The organism is Mesorhizobium sp. WSM4906 (assembly GCF_029674625.1).
Lineage (GTDB): Bacteria > Pseudomonadota > Alphaproteobacteria > Rhizobiales > Rhizobiaceae > Mesorhizobium.
Window position 1 is genome coordinate 2,600,309 of the sequence record NZ_CP121355.1, and the last position, 19,670, is coordinate 2,619,978.

Consider the following 19,670-nt stretch of genomic DNA (forward strand, 5'->3'; position numbering starts at 1 on the left):
CAAAACGTTAAGTGAATTGTTAATAGTTAGTTAATATGTAAAATTTGAATTGAAATTCAAATTGATTTTGTTCTTTCGATTGCAACTGCGACTTGTTTTTTGTCGATTTTAAGTTGTATTCTTTCCAGGCGTTTGCGGTGCGATTGCTGTTGATCGTAGCCACATCGGGGCGCCAGCTCGCATCCTGGATAGCGGCGGGTTGTCGATTGCAGCCGGGGTCCGGGATGTGGCGGCTCTACCGGCCCCCATCAGCCGCACTGCGGCGGCGCCCACGGCTGTCCGTCACATGATGCCGAAAGTCTTGTAAGCGTCGACCGCGCTCATCCCTTCGCGGATCGCCTTGGCGACGAGTTTTTCTCCGCGGACTTTCTCAAGGGCCAGCCGCACCACCTCTTCCTCGGCCTGCCGCGGAATGACGAGGACGCCTTCCTTGTCACCGAAAAGCAGCGTTCCCGGCTCTACGCGCACGCCACCGATCTCGAGCCCGCAGCGATAGTCCATGACCTTGCCGCGCACGCCCTGATCCTGCGCGTAGTAGCCGGTGCAGAAGCAGGGAAACCCCAGCGCCTTGATGCCATCCGTATCGCGGGCGAAGCCGTCGACCAGTGCGCCGCGCGCGCCGAGGATTTTCGCGCGCGTCGACATGAGTTCGCCCCACAGCGCGTAGCGGGGCGAGGCGCCGCTGGCGACATAGATCTCACCGGGCTTCAGATCGTCGAGCGCTTCGAACATCAGCCCGAAGGGCTTGGTCATCAACGGGTTCCGTGTCGCCTCGCCGGATGGAAAAATGTCGGCTTCGAGCACCGGCATGGCCCGACCAAGCAATCGCGTCTTCTCGTCGACAGGCCTGAATACGGGCGGCAGGAACTGATGCTGCAGCCCCAGCGTGTCCATCACGTCGCCGACCACCGCAACGAAGAGCTCCGCTTCGAACAGGCGGTACATCTCGGCATCGTCGGCATAGAGGCGCGTCGATCCCGTCATCAGGCTTCTATCCCGATGTTGGCGGATTGAGCGGTGCGGCAAGGCCCGAGCGCCGAGGCATTCTGCACCAGCGCGCGCATATAGCCGAGCGCGAAGGCCTTTCCCGCGTGCCAGGGCGCATCGCAGGACATTTCCGGCGTATGGTCGGGGATAATGACGCCGCCATAGTTTTCATCGCGCAGGATGCGGACGATCTCGGCCATGTCGATGTCGCCGTCGTCGACGAAGGTCTCGTGATAGTTCGGCACCTTGCCGCGGACGTTGCGGAAATGGATGTAGCCGATCCGCTTTCGCCGGGCGAAGCGCCGGACATGTCCGTAAATCCCGTCGGTGCCCGGCATCTCCTGCAACGAGCCGAGGCAGAGTTCCAATCCGTTGGACGGGGAATCGACGATATCCATCAGCCGGTCGTATTTCCGCGGCCGGTTGACGAGCCGCGCGGTACCGCGCAGCGTCTCGGCGGGCGGATCGTCGGGATGTGCTGCGAGCACGACGCCGGCTTCCTCGGCCACCGGAACCAGTTCCCGCAAAAAGGCGCCGAGCCGCTGCCAGAGTTCGTCACTGCTCACCGTCACCGGGCTGGCGTCCGGCCGGCCGGGGCGGTAGCGCATGTTCCAGACGACACCGTCGGGCAGCGGCAGATCGGGATCGATGGCCGCAAGGTCGAGCCCCACCGACATCGCCTCGCCGCGCGCGAACGGTCCGCGCGACCAGCCCCAGACGCCGGCGATGGAGAAGTTGTAGCCGATGCAGGGGATGCCGGCGCGCCCGGCATCCCGGACCAGCCGCTTCAACCCCTCGATCTGCTTCGCCCGATCGGGGCCGTCGAGCAAAACGTCGGACCAGAAACGCGGCGAAAAATTCTCGATGGCGGCGATTTCCAGTCCGTTGTCGCGCACGGTCTTCACCAGGCCGGCGAAGTCCTCATAGTTCCAGAGTTCGTCGGTGGAGCAGTCGCCCCAGCCTTCCTTCTCGCTGCCGGCGGACAGCGAAGGATCGCGCCCGCGAAAATAGTTGGTGAGATGGGCAACGATGTGCGTGGCGCCCGCCTGACGGGCGAAGCGGAAATTGTCGGGGGTCAGGGATTCCCGGTAGAGGCCAAGACCGATCTTCATGGTTATTTCACGCCGATGCCGGCGGTCAGGCCGCCGTCGATTTTGTAGTCCGCGCCGGTGCAGAAGCTCGCCTTTGACGAGCACAGGAAGGCGATGAGTTCCGCCACTTCCTCCGGCTCGCCGATGCGGCCAAGCGGATGCGCAGCGCCGAAGCGCCGGTAGGCCAACTCGACATCGGCATCACTGCCGTTTTCGCCGCGCGCGGCCTTCTTGAGAATCGGCGTGCGGATCGAGCCCGGACTGACCGAATTCACCCGGATGCCGGCCGCTGCGTAGTCGAGCGCGAGCGAACGCGTCAGCGTGTGGATGGCGCCCTTGGTCGTGGCATAGGCGGCGACGTTCTGCTGGCAGGCGAAACCCTGCACCGAGGCGACGTTGACGATGGCGCCGCCACCCCGGCGGATCATTTCGGGGATGCCGAAATGGGCGGTCAGATAGATCGAGCCGACATTGACAGTCATCGCCTTATTCCAGGTTTCCCAGTCGGTCGTCGTCGCCGTTCCGTACGGATGGACGGCGGCCGAATTGACGATCACGTCGAGGCCGCCGAAGCGCGCGACGCCGGCTGCGACGGCGTCGCGGACCTGGTCCGGCACGGAGACGTCGGTGTCCACGACCAGCGCGACGGCTTCAGACCTTTCCAGTTCCGCTCGCATTGCCGCATTGGCCGAGCGGTCGATACCGCAGGCGACGATCGCAGCGCCGCCCGCGGCAAGGCGCCTTGCGGTCGCAAGGCCGATACCGGTCGTCCCGGTCACCAGGGCGACCTTGCCGTCGAAATCCTTCATTGCGGGAACTCCTTCAATCACGTGGCGGAAGCCGGCTCTTCCGGCAGGAATCGCAGGGCGAAATCGAGATGGCGGCTCATCAGGTAGGCGTAGGCCAGCCTGTCGCGCGCGCGCAGCGCGGCGATGATCTCGCCATGCGCGGCGCGGGTATCGGCCAGTACCGGGCGCATTTCCTTGCCGATGGTCATGATCCGCAGGATCACCGGGGCAAGGAAGGAATACATGTCCGTCAGCATGCGATTGTCGGCCAGCGCGACCAGCGCCATGTGGAAATTGAAATCGTTCTCGGCGGCTTCCTCGATCGAGCGGCTGTCGACGATCCGGGCATTGATCTCGTCGAGCGCCTCGATCTGCTCGCTCGTGGCATTGAGCACGATGTGGTCGCCGATGCCGACTTCGATGATGCGCCTGAAACCCTGGATGTCGGCAAAGGACGAGCGCGAGACATCCATATGCGCGGCGAAGAAATTCTGGATGGCGATGCTCTGCCCGTCGGCCAGGACGGCGCCGACGCGTGGTTTCGGTTCGATCAGCCCGTAGGTCCGAATGGTGCGCAACGCCTCGCGCACCGTGTTGCGGCTGGCGCCGGTGATCTCGCTGAGCTCGCGTTCGGTCGGCAGCACGTCGCCGACATTCAGCTGCCGCGCCCGGATGAGGTCGAGGATCCGCCCGGCCGCGGCGTCAACCGCAGAGCTGCCGCCGGCGCGACGGCGGTCGGCATTGTCACGCACGGCCTGAGGGTTTTCCAATGAGCTGCTCCTAAATTGTTGGACCAACATATCGCAAGATTTGGGGAAAACAACCAACTTCGGCCCTGCATTGGTTGATTTTGCAGACATAATGCTGGCCGGCGGCCTCCGCAAACGACGATATTTTTAATTTGACTCCTATCGTGGTCCAACAATAAGTTGCTGCTCTCTCGAAAAGGAAACGGCGATGGAACAGTGCTGGCGTTGGTACGGCCCGGACGATCCGGTGACACTCGATCATGTCAAGCAGGCGGGCGCGACCGGCGTCGTCTCGGCCCTGCACGACATCTATGACGGGCGCGCCTGGCCGCTTGAAAATATCCTGGAGCGCAAGCGGATCATCGAGGCGGCGGGGCTGACCTGGTCGGTCGTCGAGAGCATCCCCGTCCACAATTCGATCAAGATCGGCTCGCCGGAACGGCTTCGTTATGTCGGCTTCTACAAGGATACGATCCGCGCGCTGGCGAAGGCTGGCATCGCGACGATCTGCTACAATTTCATGCCGGTAGTCGACTGGACCCGCACGGATCTGGCGTACCGGCTTCCGACGACCGGTTATGCATTGCGCTTCGACGCCATCGATTTCGCGACTTACGACCTGTTCGTACTGAAGCGCAAGAATGCCGAGGCCGGCTACACATCCGCCCGCATCGCCGCAGCGCAAGCGCGGCTGAAGGAACTCGGCGAGGAGAAGATCGACAGGATAGAGCGCAACCTCATCGCCGGCCTGCCCGCCACCGAGCGCAGCTACGACCGCGACAGTTTTCGCGAGGCGCTGGCCGAATACGATGCGATCGGGCCGAAGGAATTGCGCGAAAACCTCGCCTGGTTCCTGCGCGAGATCATTCCGGTCGCCGAACAGGAAGGGGTGCGCATGTGCATCCATCCCGACGACCCGCCCTTCTCGCTCTACGGCTTGCCGCGCATTGTCTCGACGGCCGAGGACGCGCGCTTCATCCTCAATGCCGTCGACAGTCCGGCAAATGGGCTGACGTTCTGCACCGGCTCCTACGGCACGCGCGCCGACAACGACATCGTCGCCATGGTCAAGGAATTCGCCGACCGCATCCATTTCGTCCATCTGCGCAACATCACCATCGAGGATGACGGCTCCTTCTATGAAGCCGAGCATCTCGAGGGCGGCACCGACATGGCGCATGTCATCCTTGCCCTGATGCAGGAGGAGGCGCGGCGTCGGAAGGAGGGCCGCGCCGATTGGCGCATTCCGATGCGGCCGGATCACGGGCATCTGCTCGCCGACGACATCGGCAAGACCAGGATCAATCCCGGCTACTCGCTGATCGGTCGGCTGAAGGGTCTCGCCGAACTGCGCGGCATCATGCGGGCCGTCGAGCGGTTTGGCCTGGCTTGAGGCCGGTCCGGGAGAATGCACGGTTTGCGTATGTAAAAACTATTTGCTCAGGTAAAAATACCTGCTACTGGTTTGCGGGCCGGGCGCAAGTCCGGTTCCAGGGAGGAATTGCCAGATATGACAAGACTGCGCGGTCTTGCGTGGGATCATCGACGTTGCTGGGGTCCGCTCGACGCCAGCGTCGGGCCGTATTGCGCCGCCAATTCCGGCCTCGAAATAGAATGGGACCGCCGCAGCCTCTACGAATTCGGCGAGGGCGCGCTCGGCCCGGTGCTCGGCGCGTATGATCTGGTCGTGTTCGACCATCCCTTCATCGGCGACATCGCGCAGGACGAGCTGATGGTGCCGTTCGACGACTATCTGTCGGCCGAGCAGATCCGCTTCTTCGAGCGGGATTCGGTCGGTCCGTCCTGGCGGTCCTACGGCAGGAATGGTCGCCAATGGGCATTGCCGATCGATGCCGCCTGCCACGTCGCCTCATATCGTCCGGACCTCCTGGAGCGCTACGGGCCGGTGCCCAATATGCATGAAGAAGTCGTCGCGCTCGGCCGGCTCGCGCGCAAGGACGGCAAATGGCTCGGCCTGCCCTTCGTGCCGACGGATGCCATGTGCATGCTCCTGACGCTCACGCACCCGCAGGAGAACGGCGAGCAATTCATCGCAACGGACATGATCGAGCGGGCAATCGCGCAACTGCGCGAGCTGGCGGCGCTGTCGCATCCAAGCTCGTCCAGATGGAATCCGATCCGCTGCTACGACCATATGGTCGCGCATGACGACGTGGTCTATGTGCCGTTCGCCTTCGGCTATGTGAATTACGCCTCGAAGACCGACCGGCCGTATCTGCGCTTTGCCGACGTGCCGACCGCGCGATCGGCCGGCGCCTTGCTCGGCGGCGCCGGCATCGGCATCAGCGCCCAGTCGAAACACAAGCAGGAAGCGATCGACTACGCGCTGTTCCTGTGTTCGCCCGAGTATCAGCGCGGTGACTATGTGAGATCGGGCGGCCAGCCGGGATCGCTGGCGGCCTGGAAGGATGCGAACGTCAACGGCCTTTCAGGCGATTTCTTCAATTCCACGCTGCGCACGATCAGCTCGTCCTATTTGCGTCCGACGCATCCGGGCTTCATCGCCTTCTTCCGCGAATGCGCGCCGCGTGCGGCCGCCGCCATCGCCGGCGACATCGCGCCGGCCGAACTGGCCGAGCACGTGAACCGCCTCTACCGCCAGACCAGGCAACCGGAACGGAGCGTCGCGTGATGGCAGCCGGCATTGCCGAAACGATCGAGGAAGGCGAAAGCGGCCGCAACGGATATCGCGTGCCGGCGGTGGAGAAGGCGCTCGACGTCCTGGAGTTCATGGCCTCCAGCGCCGAAGCGCTGACCCAGACCGAGATCGCGACCGGCCTCGGGCGATCCATCCACGAAATCTACCGCATTCTGCTTCTGTTGGAGAAGCGGGGCTACATCTTCCGCACGCAATCGGATCGCTTCCGGCTGTCGCTGAAGCTGTTCGAGCTGGCGCATATGCATCCGCCAGTGAACCGGCTGATCGAATGCGCGTTGCCGGTGATGCGCGAACTCACCACCAATGCCGATCAAAGCTGCCACTTGGTGGTGCGCGAGGGACAGAACGCGCTGGTGGTGCTGCAGATCGATTCACCGCTGCCGATGCGCTACTCGGTCGCGCTGGGATCGCATTTCCCGATCCTCGAGACCAGTTCCGGCGCGGTGCTGCTTGCCCATTCAAGCCGGGCCGAGCGCGACCGCATCGTCGAGCGCATCGTGGCCGCCGGCGAAGGCCAGGGAACGCGGGAAGAAATCGAGGCGCGGCTGAACGAAGTGGCCAGGCTCGGCTACGAAATGCGCGCGTCGCTGGCCGTCGAAGCCTGCACCAACATCTCCATGCCGGTGCGCGATCACACCGGCGCCGTCATCGCGGCGCTCACGGTGCCGCTCTTGCCGCAGAAGGCGGCGCGCTTCGACCGTGGGACCGTCTTCGAACGAGCCCGCGCCGCAGCCGAGAAGATATCGGCCGCACTCGGCTGGGGTGAATCCACTTCGTTACGTGCCGACCCGGAACGGCGGGACTACCCGTTCAGCGACTGACAAAAGCAATAACCTGGGAGAAGGAAATGCACTGGTCCAAGTCAATTCTGTTTGCATCCGCGGCCATACTGGCCCTGGGCACCGCCGCGGCGCATGCCGAGAACATGCCCAAGCGCATCGGCTACGTCACCAACTACGCCACCCATGAGTGGTACCAGAACGTCATCAAGGGCATGAAGGCGCGCGCCAAGGATCTCGGGATCGAGTTCGAGGTGCAGGACGCCAATCTCGACATCGCCAAGGAAGTGTCGGCCGCGGAAGACTTCATGGCCAAGGGCGTCGACGTGCTGATCATCACGCCCGTCAACGAGGAGGGCGTGGTGCCGCTGCTGCGCCAGGCGAAGTCCAACAACATACCGGTGGTGCTCGAGGGCAATCCGGTCAAGGGCATGACCACGATGGTCGCCATCTGCGACTACGACACCGGCTACATGTCCGGCGTCGAGGCGGGCAAATACGCCAAGGAGAGGCTCGGCGGCGTCGCCAAGGTGATGAATGTCGGCCTGCCGCTGCTTTCCGCCACGGTGCTGCGCTCGCACGGCTTCATGGACGGCCTGAAGACCATCATCCCCGACGCGGTCATGGTCCACGACCTCGACGGCGGCGGCAATCCGGACCGCGCGCTCGAGGTCTCGTCGGCGGCTCTGGCCAAGAATTCCGACATCAACATCATCTACGGCATCAACGATTCCTCATCGCTCGGCGGCTTGCAGGCCTGGAAAGCGGCCGGCAAGTCGCAAGACGGCCTGCTGACGGTCGGCACCGGCGGCGAGGGGCTCGCCTTCATCAACGCCATGCAGAACGAGCCGTCCTACCGCATCGAGGCCGCGATGTTCCCGGAGAAGGAAGGGTTCACCGCCATCGATGCCGCGGTCAAGCTCTTCAACAGTGAGGAAGTGCCCGAGCACATCGTCAGCCCGACCGCCCCGATGACCGGCGAGGACTGGAAGAAGTTCTATGACTACGACGGCACCACCCGCACCATCAAATGGGACGCCGTCAATGCGCTGCAGCCGCCGGCAAAGTGCATGAAGACCTCAGCCGATCTCAAGAAGTAGGCTGATCGACGCGGGCCCTTCCCGCGAGGCGGGAAGGGCTGCCCGGCCAGGCGCCGTTGGCGGCAAAGACACCGACACCGGCGCCTGACCCCCGAGCGACGGGAATGGATTGAGATGAGCGAGCTTACACACGCCCCCGCGCAAAGACGTTCCATCGGCGGCCAGCTTCTGGGCGGCAGCCAGCTCGTGCTCTGCGTCATCCTGGCGGTGCTGTGCATCGCCATATCCATCGCTGCGCCGCAGTTCTATTCGGAGGCCAACATCATCGCCATCCTGCGCCAATGCGCGCTGGTGCTGATCGTCGCCTCGGGCATGACCATGCTCATCATCACGGCGGAGGTCGACCTGTCGGTAGGAGCATCGCTCGCCTTCGTCGGCTGCATCGGCATGGCGGTGCTCAATTCCACACACAGCCTTGCGCTCGGCATGCTGGCGGCGCTTGCCTTCGCCGGCGGCGTCGGCTTGTTCAACGGGCTGGTCGTCACCAGGCTCCGGGTGAACTCGCTGATCGCCACCATCGGCACGATGATGATGCTGCAGGGCGGCGTCTACCTGTTCACACGCGAGGCTGTGCAGAACCACAATCAGCTGGCGAGCTTCACCGATCTCGGCGCCGGCTATGTCGGCGCGGTGCCGGTTCCCGTCATCCTGGCGGCGCTGATCTTCGCGGTCGCCTATGTGACGCTGCGCTTCACCACGCTCGGCCGCTATCTCTACGCGGTGGGGGCCAATGAAAGGGCGGTGCGCCTGTCCGGCCTGCGCTCGGAACGCCTCAAGCTGTTCGCTTTCGTGGTCACCGGCCTTTGTGTCGGCGTCGCCGGCATGATCCTGTCGTCGCTGATGAATGCCGGCCAGCCGACCGCCGGCCGCGGCTTCGAACTGACAGTCATCGCCGCCGTCATCCTTGGCGGTACCAGCCTGCTCGGCGGCCGCGGCTCGCTGTTCGGCACTCTGCTCGGCGTGCTGGTGCTGAAGGTGATCGACAACGGCATCATCATTCTCGGCTGGAACCAGGATTTGCAGATGGTGGTGCCTGGCGTCGTCATCATCCTGGCGACTTATCTCGACATCATCCGGAACAAAGCCAATGTCCGTTGATTTCCTGCATCCCGGCAAAGGCACGGCCATCGACACGAATGTGCCGGCGCTGGAACTGCGCGGCATCGGCAAGCGCTTCCCGGGTGTCGTGGCGCTGGACAATGTCGACTTCACCCTGGAGCCCGGCAAGATCCACGCCCTGATGGGCGAAAACGGCGCCGGCAAGTCGACGCTGATCAAGATCATGGCCGGCGTCTACGGCAAGGATGCCGGCACCATCCGCATGCGCGGGCGCGAGGTCGACATCAAGTCGCCGCGCGACAGCCTGAAAGAAGGCATCAAGGTCGTGTTCCAGGAGATCGCGTTGATCTCCGAGTTCACCGTCGCCGAAAACATCTTCCTCGAAGGCTATCCGACCGGCAAAGCCGGCTCGATCGACTGGAAGAAGATCCGTACCGATTCAGGAGCACTGTTCAACCGCATCGGCTTCAATGTCGATCCGGCGGCGCGGACCGGATCGCTGCCCGTCAGCCAGCAGCAGATGGTCGAGATCGCCCGCGCGCTTGCCCACGAGGCGCGCGTCGTGGTGATGGACGAACCGACGTCCTCACTGACGCCGAACGAAGTCTCGCTGCTGTTCACCGTCATCCGCCGTCTGGCGGCCCTCGGCATCGCGGTGGTCTATGTCAGCCACAAGCTCGACGAGGTGTTCGAGATCGCCGACACGGTGACCGTGCTGCGTGACGGACGCCACATCTCGACCAAGCCGATCGGCGAGCACAGCAACGACACGCTGATCCAGGACATGATCGGCCGGCGCATCGACAATCTGTTCCCCCGCAAGCGCGGCGCACCGGGCAGCAAGGTGACGCTGTCGGTAGAAAATCTCAGCACGGCGAAGAAGCTGAACGCCATCTCCTTCGAGGCGCGCGCCGGCGAGGTGCTCGGCTTCTTCGGATTGATGGGGGCGGGCCGCACCGAACTCGCCAAGGCGATCGTCGGCTACGATCCGATCACGTCCGGCGCGATCACGGTCGACGGCCAGCGCCTCGCGCCGCATGACACGCGCACCGGCGTCAAGCTCGGCATCGGCCTGCTCACCGAGGATCGCAAGAGCGAAGGACTGATGAGCGAGCTGCCCGTCTACCAGAATGCCAGCCTCGCCTCGCTCGGCGCGTTCGCCAGCATGGGCTTCGTCGACAAGGCGAAAGAGCACAGAGCGGTGCAGGACTATGTCGACCGTTTCCGCATCAAGACACCCAGCCTGTTCCAACAGGTGAAGAACCTGTCGGGCGGCAACCAGCAGAAGGTGTTGATCTCGCGCTGGCTGATGCGGGGGCTGAAAGTCATCGTCGTCGACGAACCGACCCGCGGCATCGACGTTGGCGCCAAATCGGAAATCTTCGCGCTGATCGACCGGCTTGCCGGCGAGGGTCTGGCGGTCGTCATGATGACGTCGGAGATGCCCGAACTGCTCGGTCTCGCCGATCGGATCGCGGTGATGTGCGAGGGCCGCCTGACCGCGATCATGTCGCGCGAGGAAGCCACGCAGGAGAAGATCCTCAATGCGGCGATCGGGTGAGGTCATGACGCTTCGCGGCGGCATTCCCTGCGTTCAGTCCTTCGAAGGGAGCAAGCGATGAGCCTTACAAGCACGGCTTCCGCAAAGGCCGAGCCGTCCATGCTGGGGCGGCTCTTTGCCCGGCAGGAACTGGCGCTGCTGGTCTGCCTTGTTCTGGTGCTGGTGTTCTTCTCCGCCACGGTCGAGAATTTCCTCTCCATGCGCAACATGACCAACGTGCTCGGCCAGGCCTCGCTCGCGCTCACCGCCGGCATCGGCTGCGCCATCGTCTTCATTTCCGGCGAGGTCGACATTTCGATCGGGTCGCTGCTGGCGACCATCGCCCTGCCGCTGATCATCATCATGAACGACACCAACTCGCTGCTGCTCGGCGTCGGCGGCGCGCTGCTGTTCGGGCTGATCATCGGTGTGGTGAACGGCTATCTCACCGCCTATGCCGGCATCAACTCGCTGATCGTGACGCTCGGCACCATGTTCATCATGCGCGGCGGCGTCTATCTCTACACCGGCCAGCGCGCGATCCCCGACGATGCCGCCCTCGACAGCTTCATCGCGCTCTCGGATGGCCGCCTGTTCAACATCATCCCCTATTCGGCGGTCATCGCCATCGTCCTGCTCGCCGCATTCGGCTACATGATGCAGCACCGGCCGTTCGGGCGGCAAATCTATGCGGTCGGCGGCAACCAGGAAGTGGCGCGGCTGGCGGGCTACGACGTGCGGCGCGTCAAGTTCGTCTGCTTCATCATCAGCGCGCTGCTGGCGACGGTTGCCGGCATCATCCTGGCGGCGCGCGTCGGCTCGGCGCAGCATACGGCCGGACTGAACTTCGAATTCCAGGTCGTCGCCGCGACCGTGCTCGGCGGGGTGAGCCTCGCCGGCGGCATCGGCAGCCTGACCGGCATGGCGCTCGGCGTCCTGATCCTGCAGTTCCTGTCCAACGGGCTGCGCGGGCTCGGGCTGCCGACCGAATGGCAGCTCGTCATCACCGGCATGATCATCATCGCCGCGGTCGCCTTCGACGAGGCGAAGCGCAGGCGTGCGATTGGAGGCTGACATGGCTCGTCTGAAGGGAAAAACCGCCGTCATCACCGGCGCCGCCGACGGCATCGGCCATGCCATCGCCGAGGCGATGGCGAGGGAAGGGGCGCATGTCTTCCTCGGCGACATCGCAGACAAGGCGGGCGAGGATTTCGCGGCAGCGCTGCGCGCCGCCGGCCACCTGGCCGACTATGTCCATTGCGACGTTTCGCAGGAAGCCGATATCGCCGGCCTTATCGATGCGGCCGTCAGGAAGACCGGGCACCTCGACGTCCTGGTCAACAACGCCGCCATCGCCATCGGCGGCATGCCGGTGCACGAGATGACCGACGAGCAATGGCACCGGCTGATCGCGGTCAACCTGACCAGCGTGTTCCGCGGCTGCAAATACGCGCTGCCGCACATGATCGCGCAGAAGGCGGGCTCGATCATCAACATGGCCTCCGCGCAGGGCCATATCGGCCTCGACGGCTGGACCGCCTATGCCGGCGCCAAGGGCGCGGTGATGGCGATGACGCGCCAGATGGCGGTCGAGTTCGGCCCGGTGAACGTCCGCGTCAACTCGATCTCGCCCGGCACCATCAACACGCCGATGAACGACAGGCTGATCAAGGAGATCGGCGGCAATCTCGCCAAGGCCTGGGTCAAGATGCATCCGCTCGGCCGCATCGGCGAGCCTTCCGAGGTGGCCGAGGCCGCCGTCTATCTCGCCTCGGATGCGGCCGGCTTCACCACCGGCACCGACCTGCGCGTCGATGGCGGGCTGACCGCCGCGCCGCGCTACGTCCCCGAACTGCTCTGAACACGAAACGAGACATCAAATGAACAAGGCCCTCGAAGGCGTCCGCATCCTCGATTTCAGCCATCTGCTGCAGGGGCCGTTCGCCACGCAGCTGCTCGGCGACATGGGCGCCGATGTCATCAAGATCGAGCGGGCCGGCGCCGGCGACATGTTCCGCGGCATGACCTTCTTCGCCAAATGGGTCGGCGGCTCCGAGAGCCCGAACTTCCTCGCCTGGAACCGCAACAAGCGCTCGATCGCGCTCAACCTGAAAAGCCGCAAGGTGCATGCCGTCATCATGGAGATGGCGAAGAGCGCCGACGTGGTGGTGCAGAACTTCCGCCCCGGCGTGCTGGCCAAGCTCGGCTACGGCTACGAGGATTTCAAGGCCGTCAATGCGCGCATCATCTACTGCTCGGGTTCGGGCTATGGCGAGGAGGGCCCTTATGTCGAGCGCCCTGGCCAGGACATGCTGATCCAGGGCCTTGCCGGGCTGATCGCCAACACCGGCCGCGGCGACCAGGCTCCGGTTCCCGCCGGCGCCGGTCTCGCCGACCAGATCGGCGCCATGAACATGGTCTACGGCATATTGTCGGCGCTCTACTATCGCGAGAAGACCGGCAAGGGCCAGAAGATCGAGGTCAATCTGCTGGCCGGGCTGCTCGCGCATCTCAACCAGGAATATGTCGCCGTGCTCAATCTCGGCGAGGATTTCGTGCGGCCGAATTCCGGCATCGGCCACCCCGGCATGCAGGCGCCGTTCGGCATCTACGAGACGAGCGACGGCGGCTACGTGTCGATCGCCATGAGCCCGTTCAAGACGCTTTACGAGGTGCTGGGGGCGCCGCAGCTCGCCGTCTACGACGACCTGAAGACGCTGTTCGACAAACGCGACGAGGTCTTCGAGAAGGTCAATGCCGAGACCAAGAAATTCGCCACGCAGGATCTTTTGGCGCGGCTTCTTGCGGCCGACATCTGGTGCGCCGAGGTAAAGGACATCCGCCGCGCGGCGGAAGACCCGCAGGTCACGCATATGGGCATGATCACCAGCTACGATCATCCGCGGGGCGGCAAGGTGCGGGTGGTGGCGCCCGCGGTCAAGATGAGCGAGACGCCCGCGACCATCGAACGGCCGGCCCCGCTGGTCGGCCAGCATGGGCGCGAGATCCTGGCCGAGTTCGGCCTGTCGAAGGACGAGATCGCCGCACTCGAGGCGTCCGGCGACATGACCGTGGAAGCGGCCTGACGATGGGCACCTACCGGACACTCACGGTCGAAATCTCCGGCCGCGTCGCTGTCGTCACCTTCCGGCGCGCCGATCAGCTCAACGCCATGAACCGGCTGATGCAGGGCGAGATCACCGAGGCCTTCGAGGCGCTGTCCGCCGATGCGGACGTCGGCGCGATCGTGGTGACCGGCGAGGGGCGCGGCTTCATGGCCGGCGCCGACATCAAGGATTATGCCGCGCAGACGGCGCCCGAGTTCGACACGTTCCAGGCTGCCGGCATGCGCATGTACGCGGCGATCGAGAACAACCGCAAACCGGTGATTGCCGCGGTCAATGGTTTCGCCTTGGGCGGCGGCATGGAGCTCGTGCTGTGCTGCGACATCGTGATCGCCAACCAGTTCGCCAAACTCGGTCTGCCGGAGATCAAGCTCGGGCTGATCCCCGGCGGCGGCGGCACGCAACGCAGCGTCGCCAAGCTCGGCCGCAACCGCGCCAATCTTCTGCTGATGACGGGTGCGATCGTGCCGGCTTCCGAATTCGTCGGTGCCGGCTTGGTCAACGAGATCGTCGATGTCGACAAGCTGATGCCGCGCGCGCTGGAATTGGCCGAGATGATCGCCGCCGAGCCTGCCGCCGCGATCGAAGGCCTGAAGGCCCTGACGGCGCATGCGGTGTCGGGCGAACTGGCCGATGGCCTTGCCATGGAGCGCGACATACTGGGCGGCCTCTATCGCAGCGAGATCGGCCAGCGGCGCGTCAAGGAGTTCGCCGAGAGAAGTGTTGCGAAGAAGGCCAGCCCATGAAGGGTGACGATTATCGCGGCCTCGGCTGGGCGCATGGCGCGCTAACCGTCCAGCGGCTCGGCGCGATGCTGGCGCCGGTCACGTTCGTGCTCGCCGACGGGCGTCAGGTTTCGCCGATGCATGTCGCGCCCTGGTCGAACGAACGGCAAGCGGAGGCGCTGCCGGGCATTCTGCGCAAGCTGCGTGGCGAATGGCCCTGCGTGCCTTTCGGCTATTCGGTGCCAGCCGAGGGGTGGCCCGAGGCCTGGACGCATGTCATGGGACCTCCGGCGCCGGACGAAGAAATCCATGGCCATAGCTCCAATCATGACTGGACATGGCGCGACAGCGAGCCCGGGTCATTGTCGCTGTCGCTTTCCTACCCCAAGGGGAGTCCGGTCGAGCGCGTCGAACGAACGGTGAGGCCTGATCCGTCGGCGCCGGCCGTCGACATCGAATTCAGGATCGTCGTCCGCCACGCCTGTCGCCTGCCGATCGGCCTGCATCCGGTGTTCCGGCTGCCGTTCGAGACGGGCGCCGCCACACTCGAGCTCGGCGGCTTCGATGAGGGCCGCACTTATCCGCACGATGTCGAACCCGGCGCGGCGCTGTTTGCCAGGAACAAGACCTTCTTCGGGCTGAGAGCGGTGCCGGCGCGCGCCGGGGGGACGATCGACGCCTCCCGTTTGCCCTTGGCCGCCGACACGGAAGAGTTGCTGCAGATCGAAGGCGTCGACGGTATCGCCGCGCTCGCCAACCACGAGGATGGCTACCGGGTGCAGCTATCCTGGCAAAAGGAGCATTTCCCGAGCCTTCTGCTCTGGTACTCCAATCGCGGCCGCAAGGCAGCGCCCTGGAACGGGCGTCACATCGCCATCGGCATCGAGCCGGTCTGCTCGCCCCTCGGGTTCGGCCCCGCGACCGCGCTTGCCGACAACCCCATCGCGCAATCCGGCATCACGACGGCGCTGGAATTCTCGCCCGAAAAACCGTTCGTGACCCGCTACCGCATCGAGGCATCCGCGCTGTGACGGATTTCAGGTCGATCTCCCTGGTCAAGTCGAACCGGCCGCAATTCACCGATATCGAGGGGCTGGCGGCGATGGTCGGCCAGGGCGATGCCTTCGGCGTCGGCGGTCATCATTTCGCCCGGCTGCCGGTCGCATTGCTACGCGCGATCGCCGGGTCCGGCATCAAGGACCTGCGCTACGTCTCCTGGGCCGGCGGGTTGCCGCTCGAGCTGCTGCTCGAAGTGGATGCGGTGGCGGAAATCGACCTCTGCTTTTCCAGCCTCGATATCTTCGGGCTGCCGCCGAGGTTCCGCGCGGCTGCCGAGAGCGGTGCGATCCCCGTTCGCGATTGGACGGCCCTGGCCATGATCCAGGCGCTGCGGGCGGCGCAGCAGAACCTGCCGTCGATGCCGTTCCAGCTTCCTCAAGGGTCCGACATGCTGGCACGCATGGCGCGTGCGATCGCCAGGCCCGATCCGGTTGCCGGGACCGATACCGGATTTGTCCCGCCGCTGAGGCTCGATACGTTCGTCGTCCACGCCCAGCGTGCCGATGAAAGCGGCAATGTTGAGATCATCGGGCCGCGGGCGCTGGATTTCGCCATGGCGGGCGCTGCGCGGCAAGTGCTGGTCACGGTCGAGGAGATCGTACCGGTCGGGGCGCTGCGGCAGGACGGCCGCCAGAGCATTCTCACCCGCAATCAGGTTTCGGCGATTGCCCCGGCGCCGGGCGGCGCCTACCCGGCCTCGTGCCTGCCATTCTACGTCACGGACTATCAGGCGCTGTCGGAGGCATTCGCGGCCAAGGAGGCACGCTTGTCGGACAGGCTCCGCCCGCCTTTGGACGGCCCGCCGGAGCGGCTTCGAAAAGCGGCGAAAGTCAGCGCCGAGACAGTGCTGGCGATGCCGGCGCTCGCTCAGGGCGACAAGCAAGCATCTGTCGACGAGATCATTGCCGCGCGCATCGCCGCCGAACTCGACAATGAGAGCTTTGCCAGCGCCGGCGCGGTATCGCCGCTCGCCAACGTCGCCTATCGTCTGGCCAAGGCGACGCATGCGCCAAACATGATCGTCGCGACGATGAGCTGCGGCCATCTCGACATTGCGCCGAGCCCGATGGTGCTGTCGCTGATCGAAAGCCTCGATTGCGAGACGGCGGTGGCGCATGCCGGCGGCGACGACACCTATTCGACCTACTACCAGGCTGGCGCGGTGACGCATGAGATCGTCGGCGCGGCGCAGATCGACCGGCGCGGCCGCGTCAACAGCATCGCGCTGCACAAACCGAGCGGGGGCCTGCTGAGGCTGCCAGGGCAAGGCGGCATGGCCGACGTCGCCAACATGCACCGCGACTACCTGCTCTACATTCCCCGCCACTCGGTCCAGTCGCTGGTGCACGAGGTCGAGATCGCGAGCTCGGCCCGCGGGCTGCTCACGCCCGCAGAACGCGACCCGATGGGCTATCGCACCGGCAAGGCGCTGGTCTTTACCGATCTCTGCGTCTTCAGGCTCGACCAGACCTCGCGGGAACTGATCGTCATCGAAACCATGCCGGGCGTTACGCGCCAGCAGGTCCGCGACGCCACCGGATTTGCCGTGACTTTCGATGCCGATTGCCGCGAGGTGCCGATGCCGTCCAGCGATACGCTCGTTGCCTTGCGAAACCGCGTCGACCCGCTTGGTCTGCGCCGTCTCGAATTCGTCAGTGCGAAGGAGCGCGGCGCGCTGATCGCCGAGATCCTCGCCGCCGATCGCGCCATGGTCGATCGCTGCATCGCCGCACAGCGATCGCCCGCCGCGAGCTGAGGAGCGTTTCATGGCCAAACCGTTGCTCGACATGTCCGCCGCGCGCGTCTTCTTCGACGGCATCTTCAGCAATCCACGCGTCGCCCATCCGGAGGGTGTGGCCGTCCACCGCGATGGCTCGATCTGGTGCGGCACCGAAACCGGCGATCTCCTGCGGTTCGCCGCCGATGGCAGTTCGGTCGAGCGCATGGGCGGCACGGACGGCTTTCTGCTCGGCATTGCCTTCGACGGTGCCGGCAACTGTTTCGCCTGCGATCTCAGGCATGCCGCGATCTTCCGCTGGGACGCCGCGACGGGTCGAATGGAACGTTTCGCTGCCGCGGGCATCCGCGTGCCCAACTATCCGGTTGTCGATGAGGCGAGAGGCTGGCTCTTTGTTTCTGACAGTGTCGGCGAGGACAACCGCTCGGGCATCTTCCGCTACGACCTCGAGACGGGCGAGGGCGGTCTGTGGTGCCGGGAGGCCATGTCCTTCGCCAACGGCATGGCTATGGCGTCGGACGGCAACGGCCTTTACGTGGTGGAAAGCGACGCGCCCTGCATCAGTCATGTGCCGATCCTCGGCGACGGCAGCGCAGGGGCTCGGCGGGTCGTCGTCGAACACGTACGCAATGTTCCGGATGGCGTCGCCTTCGCGCCTGACGGCTCGCTGTTCATCTCGTGCTACGAGCCAAGTCGGATCTATCGCTGGCGAAAGGACCGAGGCCTCGAAGTGCTGATCGAGGATCCGGCGGCGACCACGCTGGCGCATCCCACCAACATCGCCTTCAAGGGCGACAAGCTCTACACCGCAAATCTCGGCCGCTGGCACATCACCGAGATCGATCTCACCGCAGTTCCAGGCTGAGCGGCCGGATTAACGTTGAGCCAGCAAATCTATTTGAGATCGCGGATTTTTGCGTTTGTGGTAGCGGAGGAGGGACTTGAACCCCCGACCCCAGGATTATGATTCCCGTGCTCTAACCAACTGAGCTACTCCGCCAGGAGTGACGAAGAGGCTCGAAGAACCGCCCGGTATCGGGCAATTTCGAGGCATTCGCCAAGGTCGCGCGGATATAAGGTTGGCAGGGCAAACCTGTCAAGCTTGGATACGGCCGGCAAGTCGGCATAATCTCGTCCCCGAAAAAAGCTTTGCCTGACAGACACTCAAGCGCATGCGTCGGGGTTGAGTTCGACGGGGCACGTCGTTATGTCTCGGCCATGAAATTCTAGAGTTTGAACGAATGAAGCCGCGCATCGCAGTCCTCGGTTGCGGATACTGGGGCAGCAACCACATCCGCACCCTCAAGGCGCTCGGCGCTCTCCATGCCGTTTCCGACGTCAATCGCGCCCGCGCCGAAGGCTTTGCCAGCGAGCAGGACTGTGAGGCGATCGAGCCGGACAAACTGTTCGAGCGTGCCGATGTCGACGCCATCGTCATGGCGCTGCCGCCGCAATTCCATGCCGACATGGCGGTGCGCGCCGTCGAGAGCGGCAAGGACGTGCTCGTGGAGAAGCCCATCGCGCTGACGGTCGCGGATGCCGAGCGCTCGGTGAAGGCTGCCGGGAAAAATGGCCGCGTCTTCATGGTCGGCCACGTACTGCGCTTCCATCCCGCCTTCGAGACGCTGAAGGCGCTGATCGACAACGGCGAACTCGGCGAGGTGCGCTATATCCATTCGCATCGGCTCGGCCTCGGCAAGTTCCACACCGAGAACGACGCGCTGTGGGACCTGGCGCCGCACGACCTCTCGATGATTCTCGCCATCACCGGCACCGAGCCGATCGAGGTCAGGGGCGAAGGCGCAGCGCTTCTCGACAATCTCAGCGACTTCGCGCATCTGCACATGCGTTTTCCAAACGGCGTGCGCAGTCATCTCTTCGCCTCGCGGCTCAATCCCTATCGCGAGCGCCGGCTCACCGTGGTCGGCACCAAGGCGATGGCGGTGTTCGATGACGTCGAGCCCTGGGAGCGCAAGCTTGCCGTCTACCGCCACGCCGTCTGGCAGGACAGCGGCCAGTGGGCCTTCACCGCCAACGAGCCTTCTTACGTGGCGGTCGGCGAAGGCATGCCGCTGACACGCGAGCTCGCGCATTTCATGCAATGCATCGAGACACGCGCGGAACCGCGTACCGACGGCGAGGAAGCGATCCGGGTGCTGCGCATTCTCACCGCGGGCACGGTGACGCACAGCGGCTCGCCGGACTGAGCAATCCGCAAGGACAATCCTGACCTGAAGCGCCCGATTGGTC

18 protein-coding genes and 1 tRNA gene are annotated in these 19,670 nt (G+C 64.6%); 14 read left to right on the forward strand and 5 right to left on the reverse strand.

The features are described from left to right. Positions 1-282 precede the first annotated feature (282 nt). From QAZ22_RS12355 to QAZ22_RS12370, 4 genes are read right to left on the reverse strand one after another with little or no spacing between them, the layout of a single operon-like run. Complete coding sequence (locus QAZ22_RS12355) at positions 283-984, reverse strand: RraA family protein (RefSeq protein ID WP_278207034.1); 702 nt, start codon at positions 982-984, stop codon at positions 283-285. Beyond that, complete coding sequence (locus QAZ22_RS12360) at positions 984-2,099, reverse strand: mannonate dehydratase (protein WP_278207035.1); 1,116 nt, start codon at positions 2,097-2,099, stop codon at positions 984-986. The genes QAZ22_RS12355 and QAZ22_RS12360 overlap by 1 nt, the downstream gene beginning before the upstream one ends. A gap of 2 nt (positions 2,100-2,101) precedes the next feature. Next, positions 2,102-2,887, reverse strand: a complete 786-nt coding sequence (locus tag QAZ22_RS12365; protein WP_278207036.1) for an SDR family oxidoreductase — start codon at positions 2,885-2,887, stop codon at positions 2,102-2,104. A gap of 17 nt (positions 2,888-2,904) precedes the next feature. Next, the gene (locus tag QAZ22_RS12370) at positions 2,905-3,636 is read right to left on the reverse strand and encodes an FCD domain-containing protein (RefSeq protein WP_278207037.1); all 732 of its coding nucleotides are present in this window, start codon (positions 3,634-3,636) and stop codon (positions 2,905-2,907) included. A gap of 187 nt (positions 3,637-3,823) precedes the next feature. Between QAZ22_RS12370 and uxuA the strand changes: the two genes are divergently transcribed. The 13 genes from uxuA (at position 3,824) to QAZ22_RS12435 (ending at position 18,285) form a co-directional block, all read left to right on the forward strand. Further along, on the forward strand, positions 3,824-5,008 hold the full coding sequence (gene uxuA / locus QAZ22_RS12375) for a mannonate dehydratase (RefSeq protein WP_278207039.1): 1,185 nt from the start codon (positions 3,824-3,826) through the stop codon (positions 5,006-5,008). 117 nt (positions 5,009-5,125) lie between these two features. Further along, positions 5,126-6,268 (forward strand): extracellular solute-binding protein, encoded by a 1,143-nt coding sequence (locus QAZ22_RS12380; RefSeq protein WP_278207040.1) that lies wholly within the window; start codon positions 5,126-5,128, stop codon positions 6,266-6,268. Further along, on the forward strand, positions 6,268-7,116 hold the full coding sequence (locus QAZ22_RS12385; RefSeq protein ID WP_278207041.1) for an IclR family transcriptional regulator: 849 nt from the start codon (positions 6,268-6,270) through the stop codon (positions 7,114-7,116). The genes QAZ22_RS12380 and QAZ22_RS12385 overlap by 1 nt, the downstream gene beginning before the upstream one ends. Before the next feature lie 26 nt (positions 7,117-7,142). Continuing rightward, positions 7,143-8,174, forward strand: a complete 1,032-nt coding sequence (locus tag QAZ22_RS12390) for a sugar ABC transporter substrate-binding protein (RefSeq protein ID WP_278207043.1) — start codon at positions 7,143-7,145, stop codon at positions 8,172-8,174. A 114-nt stretch (positions 8,175-8,288) separates the two neighbouring features. After that, complete coding sequence (locus QAZ22_RS12395; RefSeq protein WP_278207044.1) at positions 8,289-9,272, forward strand: ABC transporter permease; 984 nt, start codon at positions 8,289-8,291, stop codon at positions 9,270-9,272. Beyond that, positions 9,262-10,794, forward strand: a complete 1,533-nt coding sequence (locus QAZ22_RS12400; protein WP_278207045.1) for a sugar ABC transporter ATP-binding protein — start codon at positions 9,262-9,264, stop codon at positions 10,792-10,794. Before QAZ22_RS12395 ends, QAZ22_RS12400 begins: the two co-directional genes overlap by 11 nt. Before the next feature lie 57 nt (positions 10,795-10,851). Beyond that, entirely contained in the window at positions 10,852-11,847 is a 996-nt protein-coding gene (locus tag QAZ22_RS12405) for an ABC transporter permease (protein WP_278207046.1), read from the forward strand. A 1-nt stretch (position 11,848) separates the two neighbouring features. Then, complete coding sequence (locus QAZ22_RS12410; protein ID WP_278207047.1) at positions 11,849-12,634, forward strand: SDR family oxidoreductase; 786 nt, start codon at positions 11,849-11,851, stop codon at positions 12,632-12,634. Positions 12,635-12,653: 19 nt separating this feature from the next. After that, positions 12,654-13,859 (forward strand): CaiB/BaiF CoA-transferase family protein, encoded by a 1,206-nt coding sequence (locus QAZ22_RS12415; protein WP_278207048.1) that lies wholly within the window; start codon positions 12,654-12,656, stop codon positions 13,857-13,859. A gap of 2 nt (positions 13,860-13,861) precedes the next feature. Beyond that, a complete protein-coding gene (locus QAZ22_RS12420) occupies positions 13,862-14,644 on the forward strand; it encodes an enoyl-CoA hydratase/isomerase family protein (RefSeq protein ID WP_278207049.1) in 783 nt (260 codons plus the stop codon). Continuing rightward, positions 14,641-15,654: a hypothetical protein gene (locus QAZ22_RS12425; protein WP_278207050.1), complete on the forward strand. Its 1,014-nt coding sequence runs from the start codon at positions 14,641-14,643 to the stop codon at positions 15,652-15,654. The genes QAZ22_RS12420 and QAZ22_RS12425 overlap by 4 nt, the downstream gene beginning before the upstream one ends. Next, entirely contained in the window at positions 15,651-17,438 is a 1,788-nt protein-coding gene (locus QAZ22_RS12430; RefSeq protein WP_278207051.1) for a CoA-transferase, read from the forward strand. Before QAZ22_RS12425 ends, QAZ22_RS12430 begins: the two co-directional genes overlap by 4 nt. Positions 17,439-17,448: 10 nt before the next feature. Further along, a complete protein-coding gene (locus QAZ22_RS12435; protein ID WP_278207053.1) occupies positions 17,449-18,285 on the forward strand; it encodes an SMP-30/gluconolactonase/LRE family protein in 837 nt (278 codons plus the stop codon). A gap of 58 nt (positions 18,286-18,343) precedes the next feature. Here QAZ22_RS12435 and QAZ22_RS12440 read toward each other — a convergent pair. After that, a tRNA-Met gene (locus QAZ22_RS12440) sits at positions 18,344-18,420 on the reverse strand. Positions 18,421-18,661: 241 nt separating this feature from the next. Here QAZ22_RS12440 and QAZ22_RS12445 point away from each other — a divergent pair. Beyond that, complete coding sequence (locus QAZ22_RS12445) at positions 18,662-19,627, forward strand: Gfo/Idh/MocA family oxidoreductase (RefSeq protein WP_278207054.1); 966 nt, start codon at positions 18,662-18,664, stop codon at positions 19,625-19,627. Positions 19,628-19,670: the final 43 nt, after the last annotated feature.

Coding starts and splice junctions, on each gene's coding strand:
- QAZ22_RS12355 (WP_278207034.1), bottom strand. CDS start 984: ATGACGGGATCGACGCGCCTCTATGCCGACGATGCCGAGATGTACCGC.
- QAZ22_RS12360 (WP_278207035.1), bottom strand. CDS start 2,099: ATGAAGATCGGTCTTGGCCTCTACCGGGAATCCCTGACCCCCGACAAT.
- QAZ22_RS12365 (WP_278207036.1), bottom strand. CDS start 2,887: ATGAAGGATTTCGACGGCAAGGTCGCCCTGGTGACCGGGACGACCGGT.
- uxuA (WP_278207039.1), top strand. CDS start 3,824: ATGGAACAGTGCTGGCGTTGGTACGGCCCGGACGATCCGGTGACACTC.
- QAZ22_RS12380 (WP_278207040.1), top strand. CDS start 5,126: ATGACAAGACTGCGCGGTCTTGCGTGGGATCATCGACGTTGCTGGGGT.
- QAZ22_RS12385 (WP_278207041.1), top strand. CDS start 6,268: ATGGCAGCCGGCATTGCCGAAACGATCGAGGAAGGCGAAAGCGGCCGC.
- QAZ22_RS12390 (WP_278207043.1), top strand. CDS start 7,143: ATGCACTGGTCCAAGTCAATTCTGTTTGCATCCGCGGCCATACTGGCC.
- QAZ22_RS12395 (WP_278207044.1), top strand. CDS start 8,289: ATGAGCGAGCTTACACACGCCCCCGCGCAAAGACGTTCCATCGGCGGC.
- QAZ22_RS12400 (WP_278207045.1), top strand. CDS start 9,262: ATGTCCGTTGATTTCCTGCATCCCGGCAAAGGCACGGCCATCGACACG.
- QAZ22_RS12405 (WP_278207046.1), top strand. CDS start 10,852: ATGAGCCTTACAAGCACGGCTTCCGCAAAGGCCGAGCCGTCCATGCTG.
- QAZ22_RS12410 (WP_278207047.1), top strand. CDS start 11,849: ATGGCTCGTCTGAAGGGAAAAACCGCCGTCATCACCGGCGCCGCCGAC.
- QAZ22_RS12415 (WP_278207048.1), top strand. CDS start 12,654: ATGAACAAGGCCCTCGAAGGCGTCCGCATCCTCGATTTCAGCCATCTG.
- QAZ22_RS12420 (WP_278207049.1), top strand. CDS start 13,862: ATGGGCACCTACCGGACACTCACGGTCGAAATCTCCGGCCGCGTCGCT.
- QAZ22_RS12425 (WP_278207050.1), top strand. CDS start 14,641: ATGAAGGGTGACGATTATCGCGGCCTCGGCTGGGCGCATGGCGCGCTA.
- QAZ22_RS12435 (WP_278207053.1), top strand. CDS start 17,449: ATGGCCAAACCGTTGCTCGACATGTCCGCCGCGCGCGTCTTCTTCGAC.
- QAZ22_RS12445 (WP_278207054.1), top strand. CDS start 18,662: ATGAAGCCGCGCATCGCAGTCCTCGGTTGCGGATACTGGGGCAGCAAC.